Origin of the sequence: Muricoccus nepalensis, from assembly GCF_006438825.1 — a bacterium.
Classification (GTDB): domain Bacteria; phylum Pseudomonadota; class Alphaproteobacteria; order Acetobacterales; family Acetobacteraceae; genus Roseomonas; species Roseomonas nepalensis.
Genome location: NZ_RCZP01000011.1, coordinates 70,147 through 92,690 on the forward strand (window position 1 = coordinate 70,147; position 22,544 = coordinate 92,690).

Sequence of the window (22,544 nt, forward strand, 5' to 3'; positions counted from 1 at the left end):
CGATCCATCACCGACGTCGCGTGCGGCAGGGCCCAGGCCCTGCCGTTCGCGTTTCTGGAGCCTCGCGCCATGATCTCCGAGCACGGCCACGCCACCATCCTGCACGCCCACCTGTTCGCCGGCCTCGGCGGGGGAGCCCGCGGCTTCAATCGCGCCACCTCGCGGGTGGGCAACCTGTCCGCCAGCTTTCGCTGCCTCGGCGGCATCGACGTCGACGCTGCGGCGATCCGCGACTTCGGCCGCCTGGCCGGCGTTCCCGGCACCTGCATGGACCTGTTCGACCGCGAGCAGTACCACGACTTCCACGGCCAGGAGCCGCCGGCCGGTTGGCGCGAGGCTACCGTGGACGACGTGCGCTCGGCCTTCGGCCACGAGCGCCCCAACGTCCTGTTCACCTCCCCGCCCTGCAAAGGCTTCTCCGGCCTGCTGAGCGAGACCAAGAGCAAGACCCGCAAGTACCAGGCGCTGAACCGCCTGACGCTGCGCGGCATCTGGCTGGCGCTGGAAGCCTACCGCGACGATCCGGTGGAGCTGATCCTGCTGGAGAACGTGCCGCGCATCGCCTCGCGTGGCCGGCACCTGCTGGACCAGATCTCCGGCCTGCTGCGCGCCTACGGCTACGCCGTGGCCGAGACCACGCACGATTGCGGAGAGTTGGGCGGGTTGGCGCAGTCGCGCCGTAGGTTCCTACTCGTCGCCCGACACGCGGCCAAGGTGAAGCCGTTCCTGTACAAGCCGCCGAAGCGCTCGCTGCACGGAGTGGGAGACGTGCTGTCCCGTATGCCCCTGCCGGGCGATCCGAAGGCGGGGCCGATGCACCGGGTGCCGATGCTGCACTGGGCGACGTGGGTGCGCCTCGCCTTCGTCGAGGCCGGGAGCGACTGGCGCTCGCTGGGCAAGCTGGCGGTCGAGGAAGGCATGCTGCGCGACTACGCCCTCGCCCCCTGCGGCGACTGGCGCGGCGGCGTGCTGGGCGTGAACCGCTGGGAGGAGCCGGCCGGCACCGTGGCGGGCCGTTCCGGACCGTCCAACGGCGCCTACAGCGTCGCCGATCCCCGCCGCGCCGACGGCGTGGCCGCCTTCGGCCAGTACGGCGTGAAGCGCTTCGACCAGCCCTCCCAGGTGGTGATCGGCAAGGCCGCGGTCGGGGCCGGCGGCTTCGCCGTGGCCGACCCACGCCACACCGGCCCGGCCAAGCATTCCAACGAGTTCCGCATCGTCCCCTGGGACGGGGCCGGGAGGGCGGTGACCGGCGCCCACGGCACCGGGCAGTGCGTCGCCGACCCGCGCGGCGAGGTGCGCCGCTCCGGCGCCCTGGGCGTGGTGCCCTGGGACGCCACCTCCGGCACCGTGGCCGGCGAGAGCCTGCCCTCCAACGGCACCTTCGCGGTGGCCGACCCCCGGCCTCGCATGGAGCGCGAGAAGGGCGACAACTACTACGGCGCCGGGCACTACGGCGTGGTTCCGTGGCAGCAGTCCACGGGCGCGGTCAGCGCGGCGGCCGGCTACGACAACGGCCGCTGGAGCGTCGCCGACCCCCGCCCGACGCTGCCGGGGGCGTCGGACCGGGTGGTGGCCCGCATCCGGGCACTGGACGGGACGTGGCACCGCCCCTTCACCACGGCCGAGCTGTGCGCCCTGCAGTCGCTGATCGACCCGGAGGAGCAGGCCGAACTGGATGGGCTGAGCGACGCCGACTGGCGCGAGCGCATCGGCAACGCCGTGCCGCCCGACGCCGCCCAGGCCATAGCCGAGACCATGGGCCGGACGCTGCTGCTGGCTTGGTTGGGGGAGGGCTTCATGCTCTCGACCCTGCCGATCTGGGTGCGGCCGGTGGCCGTGGCGCTGTCCGTGCGCCAGCCGCAGGACGCCGCGTGATGCGGCCGCACCCCGCCCTGGCGGCCCGCACCCGCCGTTTCTGGCAGACCATCCTGCACCGCTTCGCGGGCAGGACCGCGCCGAGGATGCGCTTTCGGCAGCCAGCCCGCCGCGTCCGTGCGACAGTCCGGACCAGGCGATGGAGAAGGAAACAGGCATGGCAGGCTGGCAGATCAGCGTCACGACGCAGACGCCGGAGGAGTGGAACCGCAACCTCGACCGGGACACCATCCTGGCGACCTGGACCACCGGCGCCATGGGGATCGACCCATTCGAGGAGCTACTGAAAACCGGCGACGCGGTGCTGCTCCGGTCCGACGGCTATCCCAGGATCTACAGCGCCGACGCCCGCCATATTCTTCCCGCAGTGCGAGCGGTTCCAGACCTGGCCGCCGCCGCGATCGTGAAGGCCTGGTACGTCACCATGCGTCCCTCGGTGATCGACGCCTGTTCGCCGGACCAGCGACTGACCATCGTCGCCTGGGATCAGAGCTAGGCGCCGCGCACAGGTGGCTGATTAGCCATCGGCCGAGCGGATCTTGCCGAGGTCGAGCACGCCCTTGGCGCCCCAGCCCTTGGCTCCTGCCGGCACCTCCGGCCGGAAGTGCTCGTAGAGCCGGAAGCCGACCCGGTTCAGTTCCTCCGGCTCCATCGAGCCCGCCAGGTCCTCCATCGCCTTCCTGACGGCGGGCAGATGCTCCCCGAGCGCCCGCTCGACATAGCCGGCCGCCGCCTTCGGCGACGCCGCCTTGTCGTGGTCCAGCGCGCGTAGCGCACCCTTCTCCTCGACCACCGGCACGTCGCGGCCGAGCAGATGCACGGCCTTGGGCCGCTGCTTGCTCTGACCCTGCTTGCGCGCCTCGTCGCGGAGATCACCGGCCTCGTGCGCGTCCTCGGCGATGCCGATGGCCTTGGCCTTCACGCGGGCACTCGACCCGGCGACGGCCCGGCCCAGCGTGATCGCGGCGTCCCGGTCGTGCCCGAGCCGCTCGGCCACCACCGCGGCCCACAGCGTCAGCACCGGCGCCCGGTTCACCTTGATCGCCTTTCCATCCTTCGCCTCGGTCATCGGTTCCCATCCCATCCGTGCTGCCCCTTCAACGGGCCACGGACCGGCCGGGATGCGCGGCGTCGGGCGATGCCACCTCGGCCGACAGCCGAGCCGGCGCCTCGCGGCCTCTGGGGCAGAGAAGCCACCATGAAGATCGAACTTCGCAAGGTCAGCTACAGCGCCCAGCTGAGCGAGGAAACCAGCAACTTCCACGCTGACGTTTGGATCGACGGCAGGAAGGAGGGCTACGCCCAGAACCACGGGACCGGCGGTCCTACCAACGTGCTGCCGAACACCCTGCGGGTACGCCTGGACGACTACGGCAAGACCCTCCCGCAGGTCGACATCGGTACATCCACGGGCGGCGAGCCGCACATGATCGTGCAGGACGCAGAGTGGATCGTGGACGATTTGCTTTCGGATTGGATCGCACGGCGTGATCTGAAGCGCTCATTGAAGAACCGCGCACTCTACACCCTGACCGATGGCCCCGGCATCATGCAGACCAAGCCACTGACGGCCGATCGGCTGGCGCAGCTCCTGGCCTCGGAGGAGATCAAAGTGAAGTGGAAGGTGAAGGCATGGTTGAACGCCATGCCGGAGGAGGAAGCTCTCAAGGTGTTCCGCAGCGGAGCCACCTGACACGGCCCAGCGCGCGTATCGGTGCGGAGAAGAACAGCAGGAGAGTGCTGCCGCGCCGCGTCGTCCGCCGCAAGGGAAGGCGGCTGGCGCCACCCGCGCGAAGCCGCGCGCCCTTGCCCCGGCCACCGACGCCGCGCCCGCCGTGAGGGGTTCAGTGAAACCCCCACGGAGGAGAAAGCACCATGGCTGTTGCCAGCTTCCAAAACCCGCCGCTGCACGCGGAGGACTTCACCGTCACCAAGTTCGATGACGGCGCGGCCAAGGCCGCTTTCGGCAATCAGCTGCTTGCCTTCATCGCCGAGGACTTCCCGCGCAAGCGCTTCACGCTGAAGTTCTACCGCGTGCTGTGCCAGCACTTCGGCATGATCGCGCACTACGACGTGCATGGGTTCTGGGCGGAGTATTTCACCTCCACCGCCGACAAGCTGCGCTTTCTCGAGGAGCTGACCGCCCACCCGTGCTGGGGCAGCCCGGCCTTCACCTTCTCCGACCTGGAGCGCGCGGTAATCGCGCGGCTCCGCTCGGCCGGGCTGGTCGCCCGCCTCCGCGCCACCCTCGCGCGCGAGACCGAGGCGGGTGAGCGCGCCCTGCTGAACCGCCTGCAGGCCCGCTACCAGCCCGAGAAGGCGCTGGTCGCCGAGCTGTCCCGCCCGCGTGCCGCGGATTGGGCCTCCGACCAGCCGTCGCTGTTCTGACGGTGCCGGAGTTCCTGCTCGGCCTGTCGCACCTCGCGGACGGGCCTCTCCTCGCTGCTGCCCGGCGCCTGCGGACGCCGGTGCTGCTCAGCACCAACGCCTTCTCGATCTGGCGCCCGGATCGTATCGGCGTCCGCGACTGGGTGGGCTTCGACCACCGGTCGCTACGGCGTCTCGCCGGGCTCGACGCCGCCCTGGACTCTGCCGGCTTCGTGGCGATGGCCCGCTACGGCTTCTATCCCTGGACCGTGGCCGCCTACATGGACCTCGCTGCCACCGCGCCCTGGCGTTGGTTCTCCGCCATGGATCTCTGCGTCGAGCCGGAGATCGCCCGCGACGACGCCGAGATCCTCGACCGCATCGCCGGCACGGTGCGGCTCTACATCCGCTGCCTCCGCGAGGCGGAGGAGCGCGGCATCGCCGACCGCCTCGCCCCTGTGGTGCAGGGCTGGCGCCCCGACCACTACCTGCGCTGCCTCGACCGCCTGCCGGACGTCGAGCACGCCCCGGTGCTCGGCGTTGGCAGTGTCTGTCGTCGCCAGGTCGGCGGCCCTGACGGGGTGCTGCGCGTGGTCGACACGCTGGATCGGGCGCTCGGGGATGCCCCGGCGAGGCTGCATCTCTACGGGGTCAAATCCGAGGCCATGCACGCCCTGCGCGACCACCCGCGCGTGGCCTCCGTCGACAGTCAGGCCTACGGGCAGACCGCGCGGCGGGCCGCTTTCGCCGCCGGGCAGAGCAAGACCGACGCCTTCCTCGCCCGGCACATGGTGGCCTTCCAGCGCCGTCAGGTGGCCCTGCTGGCGGAGCCAGGGCAGGGGGCTCGCTCCCCCTTCTTCCCGGTCGCCCTGCCAGAGTCCCCGGTGGATCCGATCGAGGCCCGGGTCGCCGCGGCAGCCGACGAGCTACGGGCCCTGCACGAGACGGGCGAGGTGGAGTGGGGCGATCTCGGTCCGCTGAGCGCCTACCACTGGGCCTTCATGGACGACCTGCCCGATCCGGAGGCGGCGGCCGAAGCCGCCTGAGCGAGGGAGGGAGGAGGGGAGGAGAGAGGAGAAGGGGAAGAAGAGATAGCCCGAAAGGAGCGGGGGAGATGTCCGAAGGACGAGAGTGGGGAGAGATGTGTCGGTTGCCTGCCCGTGCCGGCCGCATCTCCTCGTGTTGCTGCGGTCTGAGCCACGGTGTCGGCCGCTCCTACCCCCGCTTTCCCCGAAGCCGGGGAAAGCGCCTGCGGTTCGGCATTCTCGGTCAGAGGCCGGGGCCGCGCCGTGCGCGGGGCGATGCCCCGCTGCGTCGCAACCCCAACCCCCTCCCTCACATGCCTCAGGGGTAGGACCGCCCGCCACCGCGTCTCTGTTCGACCGCACCCGAGGAGACGCGACCGGCACGGGCCGGAAGCCTCTTCGGGGAGAATGAACGAAGAGGATCGGACGATGGCCGGCTCGATGAACAAGGTTCTGCTGATTGGTCGCCTGGGCAATGACCCGGAGGCTCGCACCTTCCAGAACGGGGGCGGGGTGGTGAGCTTCAGCCTGGCCACCAGCGAGCGCTGGAAGGACGGCAACGGGGAGCGCAAGGAGCGCACCGAGTGGCACCGGGTGTCGGTCTTCACCGAGGGGCTGCGCGATGTGGTCGAAAAGTACCTGCGCAAGGGCGACCTGGTGAGCATCGAGGGCAAGCTCGAGACCCGCAAGTGGACCGACGCCCAGGGCACTGACCACTACTCCACCGAGGTGGTTCTGCGTCCCTTCCGCGGCGAGCTCATCATGCTCGGCAGTCCGAACCAGTCGGGCGACCGGGAGGCGCGCGGCGAGGCCGGCGCTTCTGCCGAGGGCGGCGAGCGCCCGGCCCAGGGCCGTGGTCGCGGCCGTCAGCGCGCTCCGGCGGGTGCGGGTGCCGGCGGCAGTTCCAGCTGGGACGCGCCGAAGGCCGACCTGGACGACGACGTCCCGTTCTGACGCCCGTGTTCCGGCGCCCTTCGGGGCGCCGGGCGCCTCTCCTTCCGGTCCCTTCCATCCCACCGGGTGGCCTGACGGCCTGCCCGGCGCGCGAGGATTCCAGCGATGTCCACCAGCCTGCTCGCCTCCGTAGCCCTGCCGCGCCCACCGGCGCTGACCACCATCCTCTTCGAGGACGTCCACGAGGAGGGCTTCGAGGGCTTCTACGGTCGCTGCCACGTCAAGACGTCCCGCCACCCCTACCACTTCGCCTCGCGCACCGCCGCCGGTCGCTTCGCCAACGTCATGTGCGACCGCTACGGCTACGACGGCTACCGGCTGAGCACACCCGGCTTCGTGCCCCCGCCGCAGCCCGTCTTCGACGACTGCGAAATCCCGTTCTGAGCCGGCTGACATGAGCCGCCACGACATCCCCGCGCGTCGGTCACGGACCGAAGTTTCCGTTGGCTGGGACGCCCCCATGCAAACCTTCTTCGCCCAGGTCGAAGACCTGGACGCTCCCGACGATGCCGATCCTCTCCTGCTCTGGATCGGTTCCGAGCCTCGCGAGATCGCCGAGCCGGAAGCCATGATCGTGCCTCTCGCGCCCTACGCCGAACTCACCATCGAGCATCTGATTGAGCTTCGCCGTGACCGCGACGACAGCAATCCTTGGGAGGCGTGACGATGCTACGCCAGTACCATGCGCAGCGCCGGCAGGGCGGCGACAACCCGCTCGGCGTCGGCACCATCGCCCTCGGCTCGATCTTCTACCTTCAGGACGACGGCTACTGGCGCGCTCGCTTCGGCCGCGCCGCCGTTTGCCGCACCCCCTGGATCGTCGAGGGCTTCCTCAACGGCCAGTACCACGCCGCCCGGCGCGATCCCGCCACGGGGCACTGGCTCAGCGTCTATGCCGCCAATCGCACCGACCTGGCCGTGCTGCGCTCTCTGCGCGATGGCCGCCGCCAGAGCGTCACAGTCCGCCTCCTGCAGCTGCACGAGGACGAGGGCTTCGGGCTACCGGACAACCGCTATCCGACCCTGCCCAGCCTCTCGCGGTCGGGGCAGCGGCGCGCCGCCTGACAGCGCCGCATACCGGCCAGTCGTCGCCATCGGCGCGCGACCGGCCGCTTCCACCATTCACACCGAGGTTCGCCATGGTCCGCTCGCCCACCGGGGCAGGCGCGTTTTTGCGCGCGTGCTGCCCTTCCTGCACGTCCGGTCACCGGAGAGCATGACGTGTTCCATCATCCTCCCACCGTCCCGCGCACCGCCGAAGCCGGTTGCCTGGCCGAGATCCGCCGCTGGCAACACGAGGCCGAGCGGCTACGGGAGGGCGCCGACGCTGAGCCGCTCAACACGGCCCAGAGCGCCCGCCTCCTGCGCGAGGCCCACGTTGCCGATCGCCGGGCCAGCGACCGCCTGGAGGCAATGCAGGAACACTGACGGCCCGGATCATAGGATCCGGGCCGCCGGTAGCTGCCGCTCAGCCGCCCACCACCGCGAGGCCGAACACCGCGATCTCGGCTTCGCGCAGGCTGGTCGGCTTCCACTCCTCGCCGCGCTGGGCCAGTGCCACCACCCGTGCCGCCGCGGAGCGCTCCACCGAGAAGCCGTAGGCCGTGATCGTCAGCTGCGCCGCCTGCTCGGTCAGGTCATTGGCCCGCTGCGACAGGATCTCCAGCGCCGCGTCCGTGCCCTGCTCCTGCTGCCGTAGTACCACCCCCTCCTGCGAAGCCTCCGCCGTCACCCAGGCATCGCGCGCCACCTCGGCCGCCGTTTCCGCCCGCTCGGCGTAGGTCGCCAGCAGGTCGCGCAGGGCCGCCTCGCGACGCGCCCCCTTCTCCGGCGGCACGTTGTTCAGCACGAACGCCGCTACGCTCGCCTCCACCTGGTCGCGCAGGTCCTGCGACGGCATCTCGAGCTGGAAGGCCTCGGCGATGTTGCCGACCTCCCGCACGTCGGGCACGCCCTCGAACGCCTTCGCCACCTGCTCCGGCAGCACCCGCCGCAGCGGGAACTGCACCACGTTGTTCGATCCAGCCACGCTAGCCTCCATGTCGTCTGTCTTGCTGGGTTGAATCTAATTGACCCCGCAGAGCTCCTCCAAGGTAAATCATTGATGCTGAACGATTATTTTTCCCGGGGCGCGGGATCTCGCGCGGAACGAAGGATTGCCTGCCTTGGATGAAAACCGACCTCCCTACCGGCCCCTGACGGACACACCCGTCGACCAGCCCGACGAGCGTCGGCGGGGCGTCGTGCGCGTTGAGCCGGGCCAGCCCTTCGAGCACTTCTGCCCCGACTGTGGCCGGTGGGGAACCTTCGGGTTCGGCAGCGATTCCATTAAGGGCATCCCTGGCGTCTGGTACTGTGCCGAGCACCGGGAAGCGGGTGAACGGCGCTGGAAGGCCGCGGGCGGGCTCGTCGCCTCCGGTGACTGAACACCTCCGGGCTGTTGCGAGGTCTGGGCGCGTCCCCGCAAGAGCGGTGACCGCGCTCTACTCGGCCGTGAGAACGGCCTCCCCGAGCCCCCAAGCGGGGTCTCGGTTGGGTAGGCGCGGGTCGTCTCCTGCGAGAACGCCCCTACGCCCCCCTCCGAACCGTGCATGCACCTTTCAATGCACACGGCTCTCCGCTCTCGCTGGCTGCCGGCCAGCATGCAATGCGACATGGCACCGCTGACACAGGACCGTTGTCTTGCGCAGCCGTGCTGATCGCTTCCACAGAGTCATCGGAGCCGCTTCCATGTCCTTTAGGTGGCGGACGTGATGCACCTCGAACGGCCCGTTCGTCGTATTACAGACCTCGCAGGTTTCGGCGTTGAGTCGGGCGACAACGTCGTTCCGGCTCATCGCCAGCCGGTTGCCGACCGTGATGACGTCCACGGTCGGACTCGGCCAGGCTGCCTGCTTGAGGTGTTTCAGCCGCCATAGCTTCAGGACGCGAGGTTTGCCCCGGACCACGTAGCTGATCCCGTAGTCCGTTCCCATCTTCAGGTCCGCCTTTACCCGCCATGCCTTCCGGCGATGGCGCATCGCCAGCGTCTTGAGCAGGCTGCGGAACACGACCAGTTCCAGCACTCCCAAGGACGGTTTCGCGCCGTTGGCGATAGCGTAGTAGTTGGCGAACCCTCTGAACTCCGAGTTGAAGGCCATGACGATCTCGGCGTCGCTGGAATCCAGGAACTGCGGGCGTTGGCGGCCATCTTGCGTGGCAAGGACGCCATAGCCCTTCCGACGGCAGAATGCCGTCACCTTGTCCCGGGGCACTCGCAGCCGGACATTGCCACTGCTCGGGCGATACCGGACCCGCAAGGACCGGCCACCCCGCCCCACGCGGCGGACCATCGGTCCAGCCCAGGGCAATGTCCAAGTGGCTACATGGTAGCCCAGGAAAGGTGCTCCTCTCGACGCGGCGTGAACCCCGCTCTTCTCCGGCGACACCGCTAGGTTTAGCCGTTCCGCCAGGAAAGCCTGGACGGACGCCATTACCTCGCGAGCTTCCGCCTTGCTGCCGATGACGCCGATCAGAAAGTCATCGGCATAACGGCAGTAGCGGAGCCGGCGGAAGTTGGGATCCATGGGATCGACGGACGGCACCGTCCGTCGTTCCTGCACGACAGCCTTGATCCGCTCCAAGCATTCGCGGACCTCGGCCTCCCCCGCGCCAGCAGCGCGGAGGGCGTCGATCTTCCAGCGCAGGCGGCGTATGCGCGCATCCATCGCAGTGTAGGCACGATGTGGCTTGCGCCGTGTGCCCCGATCGAAGCCTGCGCGCATCTCCTCCATGAACACGTCGAGTTCATGGAGGTAGATGTTGGCCAGCAAGGGCGAGACGATCCCGCCCTGAGGCGTGCCGCTGTAGGTTCTTTCGAACACCCAGTCGTCCAAGTAGCCGGCTTCGAGCATGCCTTTGATCAGGCCGATGAACCTATGGTCATCGATCCGTTTCGCGAGCTGCTTGAGCAGGATACCATGGTCGATGGTGTCGAAAAACGCGCGCACGTCCACCTCGATCAGCCATTTGCACCCCGTCCAGGTGTCCCGGATGGATTCCAGGGCAGTGTGGCAGGACTTCCCCGGGCGGAACCCGTGCGATTGTTCGAGAAACACAGGTTCGTAGATCGCTTCGAGGATGGTCCGGACCACCTCCTGTACGAGGCGGTCCTCGATCGTCGGTATACCCAACGGCCGCATTTTGCCGTTGGCCTTCGGGATATACACTCTGCGGACCGGGCGGGGGCGGTAGGAGCCTTCTGCCACACGCCGGGCAAGTCCAGCGAGCTTCTCCAGCGTCATGCCGTCGAAGGTCTCGCCATCGATGCCTGGGGTCAGCGCGCCCGTGTTACGGGACACCCTGACGTAGGCCCGCTCGTAAAGATGAGCGGACCGCATGAGGCGGTGAAGGCCATTGATCCGCTTGCCCGACCGTGACAAGGCCGGCAGTGACTCGATCCTCTTCTCGATGATAGCGGCCTGCATCAGCAGAGCCTCTCGATCCGTGGGCCCAGTCTGCTTGAGCTGCTCATGCCGTTGTTGGCGGCATCGTCCTTCCCCCGAGCCGAGGCGCTTTCGGTCCGGTCACCCGGCCTTATACGCATGCTTGTCCGCCCGTGGACGGCTGTCCCGGGCATTACCCCGGACGTTTGGGTACTACGACGGCTCCGTCGCCATACAGGTCCCGGAGAGGGCCTGCTGTAGGCGATCCCGTAGTTGCGCGAGTGGGGAGTTGCGGTGCGGTTAGGTGTCCAGTTCGTCTCCTTGGTCCCCTGACTGGGGTTACGCCGCGCATGCTGGCGAGAGGCGGCCCGGGCTGGGACCTCCTGTCCTGCGCGGGATGGCGTGTCAGCCGCGTTCACCATCGCCTACCCTTTCTGGCCGTTCGGAAACTTGGATTGAAGCAATCAAGCCTTCACCATGCGCACCTTGCCCACGATCCTTCCGCCAGGCTGCGGCGCCCGGCCTGGGATGTTGCCCCGACATGCTATGGTCCCGTTCCCCTTTCGGGATTTCAGCCGTCGCCGGCACCGGTAAGTCGGGTGGGCAGAAGCTCTGTCAGCAAGCTTCGTTCTCTCGAACACTCCCTTCTCCTCCGCGCCACAACGGCGCACGCCCTTCGGGTAACGATCCCTCGCGCGGTCTGGAAGGCACTCGGCGTGCCCAAGGTCCAAATGGTGTGCTGATGGCGACGGACTGGCGCCAAGACGGCTGACGGGGTGCCCGTGGCCCGCTCCGGCGCGCCGTGTGTGGATCAGCCTTTCCCTCGCCCATCTCTCCGGGCGGTAGTAGGACCGGGCCCCGCCCAGGTACGCAGGCTTAGGGTGGCGACCCCGCGCCGCTGGCATGGCAAGTATTCGCTTGGCATAAATGTCGGTATCGAAGTATTCGAAAGATCGAATACTTATGGAGAGTTCGGCGCCTCGCACCCGCCACGCCATCGTCGCGGGGCAGCCACCCACGCCTGCGCACCAAGACGGAACCCGCTCCTACTACCTGAGAGCTGCGCGAGGGAAAGGCTGATCCACACAAACCAGATGGCGCGCCTCCACTACTGGGTTCACGCGACCTCGACCCCCCTGAAGGGGGGCGTCGGACGCGTGGACCTCCGGTGGGCAAAGGGCTCCGCCCTCTGCACTCTGGGCGCTCAGGAAAGTCTGATTAGTTTCCTAATACTTGGATGACGCAGTCTAAGCGGCTGAAATTACTATAGACACCGACCGCGAATACTTATAAGGTTCTCTTGTTCCCGAGAGAGGGAACGGCCGGAAGGCGGGGCTGCTACCCCACCCCCCGGCCTCACCAGAGACAGGAATTGCGATCATGTCCCAGGCTATCCAGAACATCGCCGCCGCCGCCGCTTCCGACAAGGGCGCCGCCACCGATACCGCCATGGGTCAGGCCATCAAGGCCGCCGCCCCCCGCAAGCCCGCCAAGGGCAAGGCGAAGCCCGACGCCAAGGCTGCCCCGGCCGCCCCGGCTTCCACCCCCGCGCAGCAGCCCGCCAAGCGCCCGGCCCCCGAGCAGCGCGGCCCCGTCACCATGGCCGACGCCGTGGCCCTTTGCCCCCACCAGGGCCTCGCCAACAACCTTTCCCGCACCTTCGCCCTTGAGAGTGTGGACATGCTCCACGTCCGCACCACCACGGACCAGGGCATCCGGGATCAGGCCGCCGCCCTTACCGACACCCTCAACGAGCGCGCTCTTGCGATGCACCTTCAGCGTATCTGCGGCGCTTTCGTCGGCTCCGCTTACGGCGCCGGAAAGTTCTACAGCGACAAGGTGACGCAGGCCCGCGACCTCACCGCCAAGATCGCCAACGAGGACCGCGACGAGGACCGCGAGGGGGTTTCCGGTTTCGACAGCCGCGCCACCCGCGCCCGCCAGTTCGCCGGGGAAATGGGCATCCAGGCCGCAACCCTCCTCGCCGCCGCCGAGGGTGCGCTTGACGCCTTCGAGCACCTGACCGGCGAGACGTGGAAGCCCTACGACACCCGCCGCCCCGACAACACCCGCTCCGTTTCCCGCCGCTCCGCCGCCGAGGAAATGGACGCCTTCAAGAAGTAAGGCACACCGGGCGGGGGCTTCGGTCCCCGCCCTTCCTGCCACCGCCGGCCAGGGGGGCGCCGCCCTCCGGGCTCTGCCCTCCTGGACCCCCCGCAACTTGGCCGGCTCCCACCACACCCGCATGGCGCCCGGCCGCGGATCTGCGGACGGCGCTTCGCGCCGGGGCTTTTTAGCGGCGACCCCTTCGGGGTCACGGTGACGCACGGGCTGCACTGTCACGCGGGCCATGCCCCCTCAGGCAGGGCAGGGCCGCCCTGGTCGCAACGCCGCTTCGCGACGCCGCGCCCAGCGCAACCCGGCCCCGCCAGGGCGCATGGCGACGACCACGGACCAGCCTCATCGCAGCGCATCCCGTTCGCGCCGAACCGGAGCACTCTTCACAAATGCCCGACGCTCTGTCAGATTCTTGGTTCACCGTAACGGAAGTTGGCGAGTGTGTTCAAAGCGAACACACATCCTTGCTTCCTCACTCGCCTGTCTCGGGCAGCCGGCTGTTGGCTTGGCTCATCACCCTCGGTTGGACCGAGCGCGAACTGGCCCGACGCACCGGCCGTCACCAGACCACCATCCGTCGCTGGATCAACGGACGCAGTCCTATCGACCCGGATGTGGCCGCCTGGCTCGCCATGCTCGCGGCGTTCGTCGCGGCCCATCCGGGACCGCGCATCGTCAGCCCCGGTCGGGATGCTTCCGGTCACTGAAGGCCAGGATCAGCACCACAAAGCCAATCGCCCCACACCAGCCGACCTGGGCCACTTCACGGGCCTGAGGACCAGATGCCAGCAGGGCGCCGAGGACGCAGAACACTGCCCCGGCGGCGAACCAGAGCGATCCCGGAGGGGCTTTGCTGACGAGCTTCGCAAACATCTCAGATCTCCTGTGCCATCTAGCCAGAATGTGCCGTGGAACGCGGTTTCATAGTGAACCAGAGAACCGAGTAAAACGTGAAGGGGGGCCGCAGCAGTGCTGCGACCCCCCTTTTCCGCACCCGCTTTCTACACTCTAGCCACGGGGCCTGATGTAATCAAAGCCCAGGCGATTGTTCGACATCATCGCCGGGATACAGCGGGTTTGCGGGTTGCTGACGTTGCGCCAGGGAACGACTTTGTTGGCCGCAATCCAACCCGGACGGCCGTCCATGTGCAGCATCTGCAGATAGCCATTCACTTCGTGCCTCGGGCTCGCCACGATGACGTTGGCCGTCGCGACCCCGAGCTTGGCAGCGTTCGGCGACGGCTCTGCCAGCACTGCAGGAGCGTTTTCCCAATCGGCCAACTGCTCATTCGTCAGGTTCAGCATCATGCAGCTGTAGCCCTGAACGTGGCCCGTCACCGTGAGCGGCTGACGTGGCTGGGCAACTGCCACGGCACTCATCGCTCCGAGGAAGATCGCGGTCATCGCACCAATCGTGGTTTTCACGTCGTTGTTCCCCTTAGATCCCTGTCAGGACAGGTTGATAAGCTGCGTCCCCCATCTTGGCCGCAACACTAGCCCGCCATTGTCCTACCGTCGTCGATTGGCCAATTCCATTCCCCTGGAGTTGCGCCGGCGTATACCGGCTCAACACCTCCGACATCAGTTGGGTATCCCCTGCTTGCGCAAGGGGGACCGTATAAAGCCCCCCAAAGTTGTAACCGCCACGGACGTCGAGGACCGTTGGATTGCTGATCCCTGCCGCCTGCAACTTGGCAGCTTCGCTGCGCAGGGTCGCCGCCGCCGATATGGCTTGGTTCCCCGGGTCCATCGAGCCGTCGACCCCTCGCTGTATCGTGCCGGCCAGGTTCGGGTTGTAGCGGACTGCCTGCGTCAGCCCGCTCTCGAAGGTGCTGTCCAGCATCTGGAATGCCCCTCGGATCTGGCTTCCAGATCGAGCGGCGACGTTTTGGCATCCACTCTCCACCATGCAGGTCGCCGCCAAGGCGGAGGGATTTACCCCGACCGACGTAGCGCCTTCGCTCGCCGACGCGCCCCAGCTGCGGGAATTCATGGTGTCGAGAGCGACACTGGCGCCGGCTTCGGTTGCCCCACCCGTGTCCCCGGTAGCTCCGGTTCCTCCCCCAGTGCTTGGGTTCACCACACCTGGATCAGGCACGATGGTAAAGGAGCCCAGGCCGATCTCCATCACTCGAGGGATCACCTGTTCCGGAACCCCGCTCATCGTCACCGGCCCTGCCTGCGCCATGGCTAGGTCCGGCACCATGGCCAAGCACAACGCTGCCAGTGCAGGCCGTAGCCTCTGCTGACATTCCTTGTTTCGGCTTCTTGCCATCACCGTCGCCTCCTCTGCGACCGGCTCCACTCTCTCAGTGATCGACGCAAACGGAGCCGGGTCCGTGAGCAGGGCCCGGCTCCTTGCTTCACCGAGGGGGCGGGGAGGGTTGGGCGGCTGTCACCGGGGCTGCGAACATCCGATCCGCAGCGCAGTATCCTCGCCCGGCCGCGTTGACCTCCATGCTCTGCCGACACCGTTCGATGGCTGATGTCGCGTCCCAACTCTGCCAGAGATGGACCGAGTAGCCCGCCGAGAAGATGAGCCCGGCAATTGCCAGGGTCTTGAGGTATTCCCGCCGGAGCAGCCGCTTGTTGTGGGTCAGCTCCTTCACCACGACCGTATCCCGGAGCACGTTCGAGATCTCCGGTCCGATGTACTCGATGACCTTCGTGAGGGCCTTCTCCGCCTCGGCCTCGGCCGCCACCCCTGCCGCCTGTGTCTGGCGGATCGTGCTGTCGGCCAGAGCGATCATCACCTCCAGCCGCTGCATCTGAGCCTCATTGAGGCCCTGAGCAGCTGCGACGACACCCCGGAGGTCTTCGCCGAAGGCTACCGCCATGTTGCCGAAGGAGCGCTGCGCCCCAGCCATGGTCGCAACGAACTTCGCTTCCGGGTGCCCGGGAAGGATGTTGAACTCCTCCAGCGCCGCAGTCAGGCCCTGCAGTGCTTCCTCAAGCCGCTGCCGGGCTTCCTCGCCACGAACGACCAGCGCGGTTCCGGGACTGACTGTCATGCCGTCCATCACTCAGCGGCCTCAACGGCGGCCGGGACGCGCGGCATCCATTCCGAGCGAAGCGAACCGAAGAACTCTGGCATCTGTACGTTCCACCAGCGCCCAACTCGTGCCTGATCGAACAGAGAGGTTTTTTCATGGCCTGGAGCCTGCTCGGCCCTGGCCATAGCCGAGAACGTCAGTCCCCGGTCAGTGACTTGTCCCATACAGCCGAGCGCCGGGAGCAATGCGATGTCGGCTCCTTTTGCTAGGGCGTCCAGCACCACCGGATGCTGTTGCACTCGGGCGAAGGCGACATTGGCCGAGCGGCCTGTGGTCACCAGTCCCTCGTTCATCACCAGAATGGTGGCAGCCGGTGCGAAGAGGCCGGTCCTGAGAAAGTTGTTCAGGTAGTCCGTGTCAGCAATGTCCGGACCGATGACGTGCAACGCCACTGGCCGGATGCCATGCAGTTCCATCGTCTCTACTAGCTGAACTTCTTCAGCTAGTCGGTTCAACGCCGTTTCGCCGCCGCCCACATCCAGAATGGCATCGTAGCGGTTCGCGATCTGGTCCTGCAGGCGCTCCTCGATCCAGGCCTTGGTGTCCTCGAAGTTGCCGGGCGGAGCTATCAACGCATCTGTGTGGAACTTCGAAATCGAGTGCGTCTGGTTCAGCAGGTCCGCGTTCCAGATCCGGAGATCAGCGCCTCGCTCCTGGTAGTGCTGCGCGAGGGCGTTCAGCACCACGGTCTTGCCCACCCGTTGCCTACCGACCGCAATCAGAAGGATGGGCTGGCCGCTGTCGGTCTGGACCGTCGCCTTGGTGGTCTTGCTCATGAGTTTTTCCCTGTGATTGGTAGGCCGAGATACCGGTCAGCCTTGGCGAGCTGTCCGCGCAGCTTGTCGAGCTTCGCTTGGACCTCAGGAGAAACCGTCGGTGCGGTCCCATCCGAGGGACTGTTTGAAGAAGCCTGAGCAAGCGGAGGTGGTGGGGGTGGTGCGCGGACCGGAGGCGCGGGCGATGCTGCTGCCCGTATCCCAGGCATTGGCAAAGCGGCCCGCGGCGACCGGTTCGGCTGCTTGCGGTGCTGCGGAGTAGTGGAAGGCTGTTCAGCCATCTCCGCCTTCTCGCGCTTTACCCATCTCCACATCGACCGAACGCTGCCCGGAGTTGGCGGAGCGCCATTCGCGCCGATAACACCCCGATCAGCGATAGCCGCAGCTACCGCTGTCCACATTGGAGAAGGTCGATCAAGCTTCGCACTGAGGTCGTCGTAGTTATCCAGCATGTAGACGTAGAGAGGGCTGCGGCCCTCCTCGATCTTTCGAGCCAGCTGTTTCGTCAGCTTTCGATCGCGCTTACGTCTCATGCCTTCTGGCTACCGCGCATCGGCGCAAACGGCGTGGACGCTGCCGCAGAATTTTGGCCTGCCGGGTGTAGACGGGGTGTAGGCCAGCTGTAGCTCTGGCGTAGAGGATCTGTAGAGACAGTGTAGGGCAGGTGTAGCGGGAGAGAGTGGGTCCATACACCATTGCACCCGATGTGCGCGGGCCTGCGGCCCGATCGTCTTTCCTTCACTGCCCGCTCTCCGTTTGCGCCGCCTAGTGGGACTGTGCCTCCTCAACCAGGAGGCTCCCCGTGGACGGCTCAACTCACCCCCAATCGGCGCAAACGGGCAGCGAAGATCTCTCGACCCGCGAGATCCTGCTCTCTCAGTCCGCCATGCTGCGGGCGATCGGCGAGCAGCTGACCGCACTGACCAAGGCCGTGACGCCCCCGCCCAAGGAGGGGCCGTCGCTCGACGAGATGCTCATGGCCATCATCACGCTGCTGCGGGAGCAGGGGCTGGTTCTGACCCGGGTGGACGACCGCACGCTCGCCCTCGGCGTCGATCTGCCGCCCCTGATCGCCCGTGCCATGCTCCGCGCCGAGCGCGACCGGGACCTCCGCTCGTGATGACCTTCCGCAAGCTAGCCGCGGCCAGCGCTGGCAAGCTGCTCCGGGCCTACTTCACCGAGGGCACGCCGGAGACAGCCCGCGACCCGGCGATCACCCCCGGTGAGCATCTCGACCCGGGCGGACGGCTCACCGCCTACTATACAGGACGCGACGGCAGGGCGGTCTGGCGCCCCGACATGCCCGCCTCGATCGCCGCAACCCTGGGGATCGACACCACCCGGCTGCCCAAGGACGAGGCGCTGGACCGGCTATTCGAGGCCAAGCGCGCCGACAACGGCGAGGCTTGGTCAGACCAGAAGCGCGAGGTCAGCGCCTACGACCTGACCCTTGCCCCACATAAGTCGGTCACGTTGGCAGCCGAGTTCGCCGCCTCTCCGGCCGAGGGTGCCGCCATCTGGCACGCGATCGACCGTGCCAACGATGCCACCATGCGGTTTGTCGCCCGTGAGCTGGGCTGGGCCCGCAAGGGGAAGGGTGGTGCCGAGGGTGCCGACCCTGGCGCCGTTGGCTGGGTCAGCTTCCGCCACCACACCGCCCGGCCTACCGTTACCGTCCGCGACGGCACCGAAGGGCCCACCTACCTCGCCGAGGTGCCCGTCGCCGGCGATCCGCACGCCCACATCCACAACGCCCTGTTCAATGCCGTCGTCACCGAGGATGGTCGGGTCGGCTCCCTCGACACCCAGCGTCTCCATGCCCGGGTCCACGAATTCGGCGGCTACTTTCAGGCCCGGCTCGCCGAGCACCTGCGCGATCTCGGCATCCGCACCTCCTACGACAGCCAGCAGCAGGCTGTGGTGCTAGACGCCATCCCCCAGGAAGCCTCGGACCTTTTCTCCAAAGGTCGCCGGCAGGTCGAGCGCTCGGCCAAGGCCTATGCTGAGAGCCAGGGCCTGGATTGGGATGCCATGTCCGCCGAGGGTAAGTTCAAGATCCTCGCCGTCACCGGTCTGGCTGCCCGGCTCGAGAAGACCGGCAAAGCCACCGACCGGGAGATCTGGCGGGCGCAGGCCGAGGACATCGGCTGGAAGCACACCACCGTCATGGAAGGGGCAGAGCGCACGCCGCTCACCGACGCCGAGCGCTTCGACCGTGCCTACACCTTCGCGGCAAAGCACCTCGCCACGGAGTTTCACACCGCCGCGGTGATCGACCACGACAAGCTGCGCCTTTACGCCGTGCGCGGGCTGATCGGCACCGGCATCGCCGGGGGGGCCGACGACATCGACCAGGTGGTGGCCCTGATCGAGCGGCGCGGTATCCAGCTGCGCGGCGAGCACGTCGCCCTCGTCGCCGGCCTCTCGGGCGACAAGGTACGGGTGACCAACTCGGCTCAGGTCCGCATCGAGGACACCCTGCAGGCGGAGGCCCACCGCGCCGCTCGTGACCGCTCGGGAGCGCTGTCGGCCGAGGCCATCACCGCCGCCATCCGCTCCTCCGGTCTGGACTTCACCCGCGATCCTGAGCACGGCGCCGCACAGCGCGCGGCCATCTACGCCCTGGGCCAGGGTGGCGCGCTGTCCATGCTCACCGGCGTCGCGGGGTCGGGCAAGACCACCCTGCTGCAGCCCCTGGTCGCCGCCTGGCATGCCGACACCCGCTTCGATGCGGGCGGCCGGGAGGTAATCGGCGCGGCCACCGCCTGGCGACAGGCCGAGGCCCTGAAGGACGCCGGTATCCGCCGCACCGTGGCCATGTCCCCCCTGGTGGAGTCCATCGCCTCCGGCGAGTTCGTGCCCACCCGCAACACCGTGCTGGTGGTGGACGAGATCAGTCAGGTGGCGCCGCGGGCCATGCTCAAGCTGCTGGAGGCGCAGGCCCGTACCGGCATGACCATCAAGGTGCTGGGCGACCGCGAGCAGGCGCAGTCCATCGAGGCCGGCGACGCCGTGGAGCTGATGCGCCGGGCTCTGCCTGTCTCGGAGCAGACCGAGCTGCTCAGCACGGTCCGGCAGACCAGCGCCGAAGACCGCCAGATCGCCGGCCTGTTCCGTTCGGGGAAGGCGGAGGATGCACTGGCCATGAAACGGGACCGGGGCGACGGCTCGGCCCGCCTGCTGGGCGGCGATCAGGACCAAGTCGTGGAGCAGATCGCCGACTTCTACATGGCCCGCCGCGACGTACTGGCGGCCGCCGGGTCCAAGCTGGGCATCACCATCTCGGCGCCGACCAACGAGGACGTGGCCGACATCAGCCGCGCCATCCGGGGGCGGATGAAGGCCAGGGGCGAGATCGGCACCGATGAGGCGGTGCTCCTGGCCATCGACCAGCGAGGGCAGACCTACGACCTTGCCCTGGCCACCGGCGACAAGGTGCGGTTGTTCCGGCGGACCTGGGCGGCGATCGGCGACAAGGGGGGCTTCATCGGTGCTAACGGCGACGTCGTCACCGTCACGGAGCGGCGGGCAGAAGGCCTGGTGCTGCGCGACAAGGATGGTACGACGGGGTTCGTCGAGTGGCGGCGTCTGCAGGACAGCACGACCGGTCGGTTCCTGCTGGGACACGGCCATGCCCTGACCATCGACGCGGCCCAGGGCATCACCTCGCAGGAGCACATCAACGCCCTGCCGCGCGGTACGGGAGGCGTGACCTCCTTCAAGGGCTATGTGGCCGAGAGCCGAGCCCGGGGCACCAGCTGGACCATGGTGGCCGAGGCCGCCACCTTCGAGGCCATTCGTCGCGGCAAGGCGCTGGGCGACGCCACACCGATTACTAGCGAGGACTTGTGGCGCAAGGTGGGAGAGGACCTCTCGCAAAAGCCCTACAAGCCTCTGGGCGTCGACCTGCTGCGGGAAGCCCGCGAGGCCCGTGAGGCGGCGGTAGATACCTTCATCCGTTTCGAGCAGCGGGTGCAGATGGACGAGGTGCGAGGGCGGGACTTCGGGCGGGAGGCACGGCTGCACCGGCAGGCCGAGGCGGTCCGGTCGGAGCTGCCCCGCCTGATGGAAGCGCTGGACACCGTCATCCAGGAGTTCCGGGGCGGGGCCGTCACGGCGGCCGAGAAGCACCTCCGGGGGATCAGGATTGAAGCAGAGGTGTCTCGCAGAGGCATCGAGCAGGTAGCCACGCCAGCAAAGCCTACGGCCTCCGGCCCAGGTATGTAGGGGAGAGAACCATCTACGGCTCAGGGGATAGCTTATCCACAAACCGCTGCATGGGGTGGAAAGCAGACCTATGAACCTCCACCATCGGCCGATGGTCACGCTGTCAGGACAGGACGGGACATGCTGCCACGGAAGGAGGTAGGGGCTCCTCCTCGCCGGTGCCGGCATCGGCGGAACACTGACCGCGTCAGCTCCTGCTTCAGACGACTTCGCGGAACGATCGGGACGTCCCGTCGCCCAACGCGGTCGCCACGGCCTGCAAGGCCGGGCGCAGCACATCCCGGCTCGCCGCGGCCCCGATCGAGACGCGCACCGCGTCCGGCGGCCGGCCCTCGCCGATCCAGAAGGCGTCGCTCGGCACCAGCGCGAGCCCGTCTCGGCGCCGGAGGTGAGCGGCGAAGTCGAGGCGGTCCCAGTGGGGCGGCAGGCGCAGCCAGAGGTGCAAGCCCTCCGGGTGCGCGTCGAAGCCCCCCGGCGGCAGGATCCCGGACGCAATCTGCTGCCGCGCCGCACATTCCCGCCGCACGGCCGAGACGATCGCACCCGCCGTGCCGTCCCCGATCCAGGCCGTCATCAGGCCGCTCAGCAGCGGCGAGGCCATCAGCACGCCCGCCCGCAGCGCCGCTGACACCGTCCGCGCGGCCGCCGCGTCCGGTGCGACGAGGTAGGCGACGCGGAGCACGGGTGAGAGCACCTTAGACAGCGTTGCAACGTGGACGGTGATCTCGGGCGCGAGGCTGGCGAGCGCCGGGATCGGCTCCGAGGGTAGCAGGCCGTAGGCGTCGTCCTCCAGGATACGGAGGCCCTGGCGCCGCGCTACCGCGACGATCGCGCGCCGCCGCGCGGGCGGCATGGTCGCCGCCGTAGGGTTGTGGATCGTGGGGGTGAGGTAGAGCACCCGCGCAGCCTGCGCCCGGCAGGCCGCTTCCGCCGCGTCCGGCAGCATGCCGTCGGCGTCGCCGGGGACGCCGACGAGCCGGAGGCCGAGGGCGTCGGCGACGCCGCGGATGCCGGGATAGGTCAGGGCGTCGGCGAGGACGGCGTCGCCCTGCTTCGCCATCGTGCTCAGCGCGGCCAGCAGCGCGGGCTGGGCGCCGGGGGAGAGGAGGACCCGCTCCGGGTCGGTCTCGCCGAGGGTCGGGCGCAGCCAAGCCGCGCCGGCCGCGCGCTCTGCCCGCGTCCCCGCGCCCTCGCGGTAGGTGAGGAGACTGGCCGGATCGGCGTCGGCCAGGAGGGCGTCGAGGCCGCGCTGGATCACCTCCGGCAGCGGCAGATCGGCAGGGTGAGGGGGCAGGTTCATGCCGAGGTCGACCACCCGCTCCGGCCCGCCTTCCTCGCCCGCAACGGCCGGCAGACCCGCGCGGACGAAGGTTCCGCGCCCCACCGTGGCCTGCAGCAGGCCGCGCCGGCGCGCCTCGGCGTAGGCGCGGGTGATCGTGGTGAGGTCCACCCTGAGCGCCCCGGCGAGGGCGCGGTGCGTGGGCAGGCGGGCGCCGGCCCGCAGCTCCCCGCGCGCGACCGCCGTCCCGATCGCGTCGGCCACGGCGAGGTAGATCGGTCCGGTGCCGTCCTCGATTTTTGGAACCCAGCCATGCGGATCATCGGGCGGGTTCATGTTGCGTACAATCCATTCAATTCGTATCTACCGGGCGTCACCAAGACAAATTGTATGTATCGAACTAAAGATTGTATGGCAAGGAGCGGGACGGTGGAAGCGGAGAA

24 protein-coding genes are annotated in these 22,544 nt (G+C 68.3%); 15 read left to right on the plus strand and 9 right to left on the minus strand.

Features of this window, described 5'->3' with window-relative positions:
- The first annotated feature begins 69 nt into the window (after positions 1-69).
- Complete coding sequence (locus EAH89_RS13340) at positions 70-1,878, plus strand: DNA cytosine methyltransferase (protein WP_140883841.1); 1,809 nt, start codon at positions 70-72, stop codon at positions 1,876-1,878.
- Between the two features lie 157 nt (positions 1,879-2,035).
- Positions 2,036-2,374, plus strand: coding sequence for a hypothetical protein (locus EAH89_RS13345; protein ID WP_140883843.1), 339 nt, complete (start codon positions 2,036-2,038; stop codon positions 2,372-2,374).
- 21 nt (positions 2,375-2,395) lie between these two features.
- On the opposite strand, the gene EAH89_RS13350 is transcribed toward EAH89_RS13345, so the two are convergent.
- The gene (locus tag EAH89_RS13350; protein ID WP_140883845.1) at positions 2,396-2,947 is read right to left on the minus strand and encodes a hypothetical protein; all 552 of its coding nucleotides are present in this window, start codon (positions 2,945-2,947) and stop codon (positions 2,396-2,398) included.
- A gap of 129 nt (positions 2,948-3,076) precedes the next feature.
- Between EAH89_RS13350 and EAH89_RS13355 the strand changes: the two genes are divergently transcribed.
- The 8 genes from EAH89_RS13355 (at position 3,077) to EAH89_RS13390 (ending at position 7,652) form a co-directional block, all read left to right on the plus strand.
- Positions 3,077-3,571, plus strand: coding sequence for a hypothetical protein (locus tag EAH89_RS13355; protein WP_140883847.1), 495 nt, complete (start codon positions 3,077-3,079; stop codon positions 3,569-3,571).
- Between the two features lie 182 nt (positions 3,572-3,753).
- Complete coding sequence (locus EAH89_RS13360) at positions 3,754-4,266, plus strand: hypothetical protein (protein ID WP_140883849.1); 513 nt, start codon at positions 3,754-3,756, stop codon at positions 4,264-4,266.
- Positions 4,267-4,268: 2 nt separating this feature from the next.
- Positions 4,269-5,291: a deazapurine DNA modification protein DpdA family protein gene (locus EAH89_RS13365; RefSeq protein ID WP_140883851.1), complete on the plus strand. Its 1,023-nt coding sequence runs from the start codon at positions 4,269-4,271 to the stop codon at positions 5,289-5,291.
- A gap of 408 nt (positions 5,292-5,699) precedes the next feature.
- Positions 5,700-6,224, plus strand: coding sequence for a single-stranded DNA-binding protein (gene ssb, locus EAH89_RS13370; protein ID WP_140883853.1), 525 nt, complete (start codon positions 5,700-5,702; stop codon positions 6,222-6,224).
- A 105-nt stretch (positions 6,225-6,329) separates the two neighbouring features.
- Complete coding sequence (locus tag EAH89_RS13375) at positions 6,330-6,608, plus strand: hypothetical protein (RefSeq protein ID WP_140883854.1); 279 nt, start codon at positions 6,330-6,332, stop codon at positions 6,606-6,608.
- Positions 6,609-6,684: 76 nt separating this feature from the next.
- Positions 6,685-6,888, plus strand: coding sequence for a hypothetical protein (locus EAH89_RS13380; RefSeq protein WP_140883856.1), 204 nt, complete (start codon positions 6,685-6,687; stop codon positions 6,886-6,888).
- A 2-nt stretch (positions 6,889-6,890) separates the two neighbouring features.
- Positions 6,891-7,289, plus strand: coding sequence for a hypothetical protein (locus EAH89_RS13385; RefSeq protein ID WP_140883858.1), 399 nt, complete (start codon positions 6,891-6,893; stop codon positions 7,287-7,289).
- A gap of 156 nt (positions 7,290-7,445) precedes the next feature.
- Positions 7,446-7,652: a hypothetical protein gene (locus EAH89_RS13390; protein WP_140883860.1), complete on the plus strand. Its 207-nt coding sequence runs from the start codon at positions 7,446-7,448 to the stop codon at positions 7,650-7,652.
- A gap of 40 nt (positions 7,653-7,692) precedes the next feature.
- On the opposite strand, the gene EAH89_RS13395 is transcribed toward EAH89_RS13390, so the two are convergent.
- Positions 7,693-8,253 carry a hypothetical protein gene (locus EAH89_RS13395; RefSeq protein WP_241667009.1) on the minus strand — a complete coding sequence of 187 codons (561 nt, stop codon included), beginning with the start codon at positions 8,251-8,253 and terminating at the stop codon, positions 7,693-7,695.
- Between the two features lie 136 nt (positions 8,254-8,389).
- Between EAH89_RS13395 and EAH89_RS13400 the strand changes: the two genes are divergently transcribed.
- Positions 8,390-8,650 carry a hypothetical protein gene (locus EAH89_RS13400; protein WP_140883862.1) on the plus strand — a complete coding sequence of 87 codons (261 nt, stop codon included), beginning with the start codon at positions 8,390-8,392 and terminating at the stop codon, positions 8,648-8,650.
- A gap of 174 nt (positions 8,651-8,824) precedes the next feature.
- Here EAH89_RS13400 and EAH89_RS13405 read toward each other — a convergent pair whose 3' ends face one another.
- The gene (locus EAH89_RS13405) at positions 8,825-10,690 is read right to left on the minus strand and encodes a reverse transcriptase domain-containing protein (RefSeq protein WP_140883864.1); all 1,866 of its coding nucleotides are present in this window, start codon (positions 10,688-10,690) and stop codon (positions 8,825-8,827) included.
- Positions 10,691-12,028: 1,338 nt separating this feature from the next.
- On the opposite strand from EAH89_RS13405, the gene EAH89_RS13410 reads away from it, so the two are divergent.
- Complete coding sequence (locus EAH89_RS13410; RefSeq protein WP_140883865.1) at positions 12,029-12,772, plus strand: hypothetical protein; 744 nt, start codon at positions 12,029-12,031, stop codon at positions 12,770-12,772.
- A gap of 494 nt (positions 12,773-13,266) precedes the next feature.
- Complete coding sequence (locus EAH89_RS13415; protein ID WP_241667010.1) at positions 13,267-13,473, plus strand: helix-turn-helix transcriptional regulator; 207 nt, start codon at positions 13,267-13,269, stop codon at positions 13,471-13,473.
- Here the strand turns inward: EAH89_RS13415 and EAH89_RS13420 are convergent.
- From EAH89_RS13420 to EAH89_RS13440, 5 genes are all read right to left on the minus strand, one after another.
- A complete protein-coding gene (locus EAH89_RS13420; protein ID WP_140883867.1) occupies positions 13,442-13,639 on the minus strand; it encodes a hypothetical protein in 198 nt (65 codons plus the stop codon). The two genes, EAH89_RS13415 and EAH89_RS13420, sit on opposite strands and share 32 nt — an antisense overlap.
- 135 nt (positions 13,640-13,774) lie before the next feature.
- Entirely contained in the window at positions 13,775-14,191 is a 417-nt protein-coding gene (locus EAH89_RS13425; RefSeq protein ID WP_140883869.1) for a hypothetical protein, read from the minus strand.
- A gap of 13 nt (positions 14,192-14,204) precedes the next feature.
- Complete coding sequence (locus tag EAH89_RS13430; protein WP_140883871.1) at positions 14,205-14,609, minus strand: hypothetical protein; 405 nt, start codon at positions 14,607-14,609, stop codon at positions 14,205-14,207.
- 520 nt (positions 14,610-15,129) lie between these two features.
- Entirely contained in the window at positions 15,130-15,786 is a 657-nt protein-coding gene (locus tag EAH89_RS13435) for a hypothetical protein (protein WP_140883873.1), read from the minus strand.
- Positions 15,786-16,595 (minus strand): DEAD/DEAH box helicase family protein, encoded by an 810-nt coding sequence (locus tag EAH89_RS13440; protein WP_140883875.1) that lies wholly within the window; start codon positions 16,593-16,595, stop codon positions 15,786-15,788. Before EAH89_RS13440 ends, EAH89_RS13435 begins: the two co-directional genes overlap by 1 nt.
- Before the next feature lie 802 nt (positions 16,596-17,397).
- Here EAH89_RS13440 and EAH89_RS13445 point away from each other — a divergent pair.
- On the plus strand, positions 17,398-17,715 hold the full coding sequence (locus tag EAH89_RS13445) for a hypothetical protein (protein ID WP_140883877.1): 318 nt from the start codon (positions 17,398-17,400) through the stop codon (positions 17,713-17,715).
- The gene (gene mobF / locus EAH89_RS13450) at positions 17,715-20,822 is read left to right on the plus strand and encodes a MobF family relaxase (protein ID WP_241667011.1); all 3,108 of its coding nucleotides are present in this window, start codon (positions 17,715-17,717) and stop codon (positions 20,820-20,822) included. Before EAH89_RS13445 ends, mobF begins: the two co-directional genes overlap by 1 nt.
- A gap of 199 nt (positions 20,823-21,021) precedes the next feature.
- Here the strand turns inward: mobF and EAH89_RS13455 are convergent, their stop codons facing one another.
- The gene (locus EAH89_RS13455; protein ID WP_140883881.1) at positions 21,022-22,437 is read right to left on the minus strand and encodes an aminotransferase-like domain-containing protein; all 1,416 of its coding nucleotides are present in this window, start codon (positions 22,435-22,437) and stop codon (positions 21,022-21,024) included.
- Between the last annotated feature and the right edge of the window lie 107 nt (positions 22,438-22,544).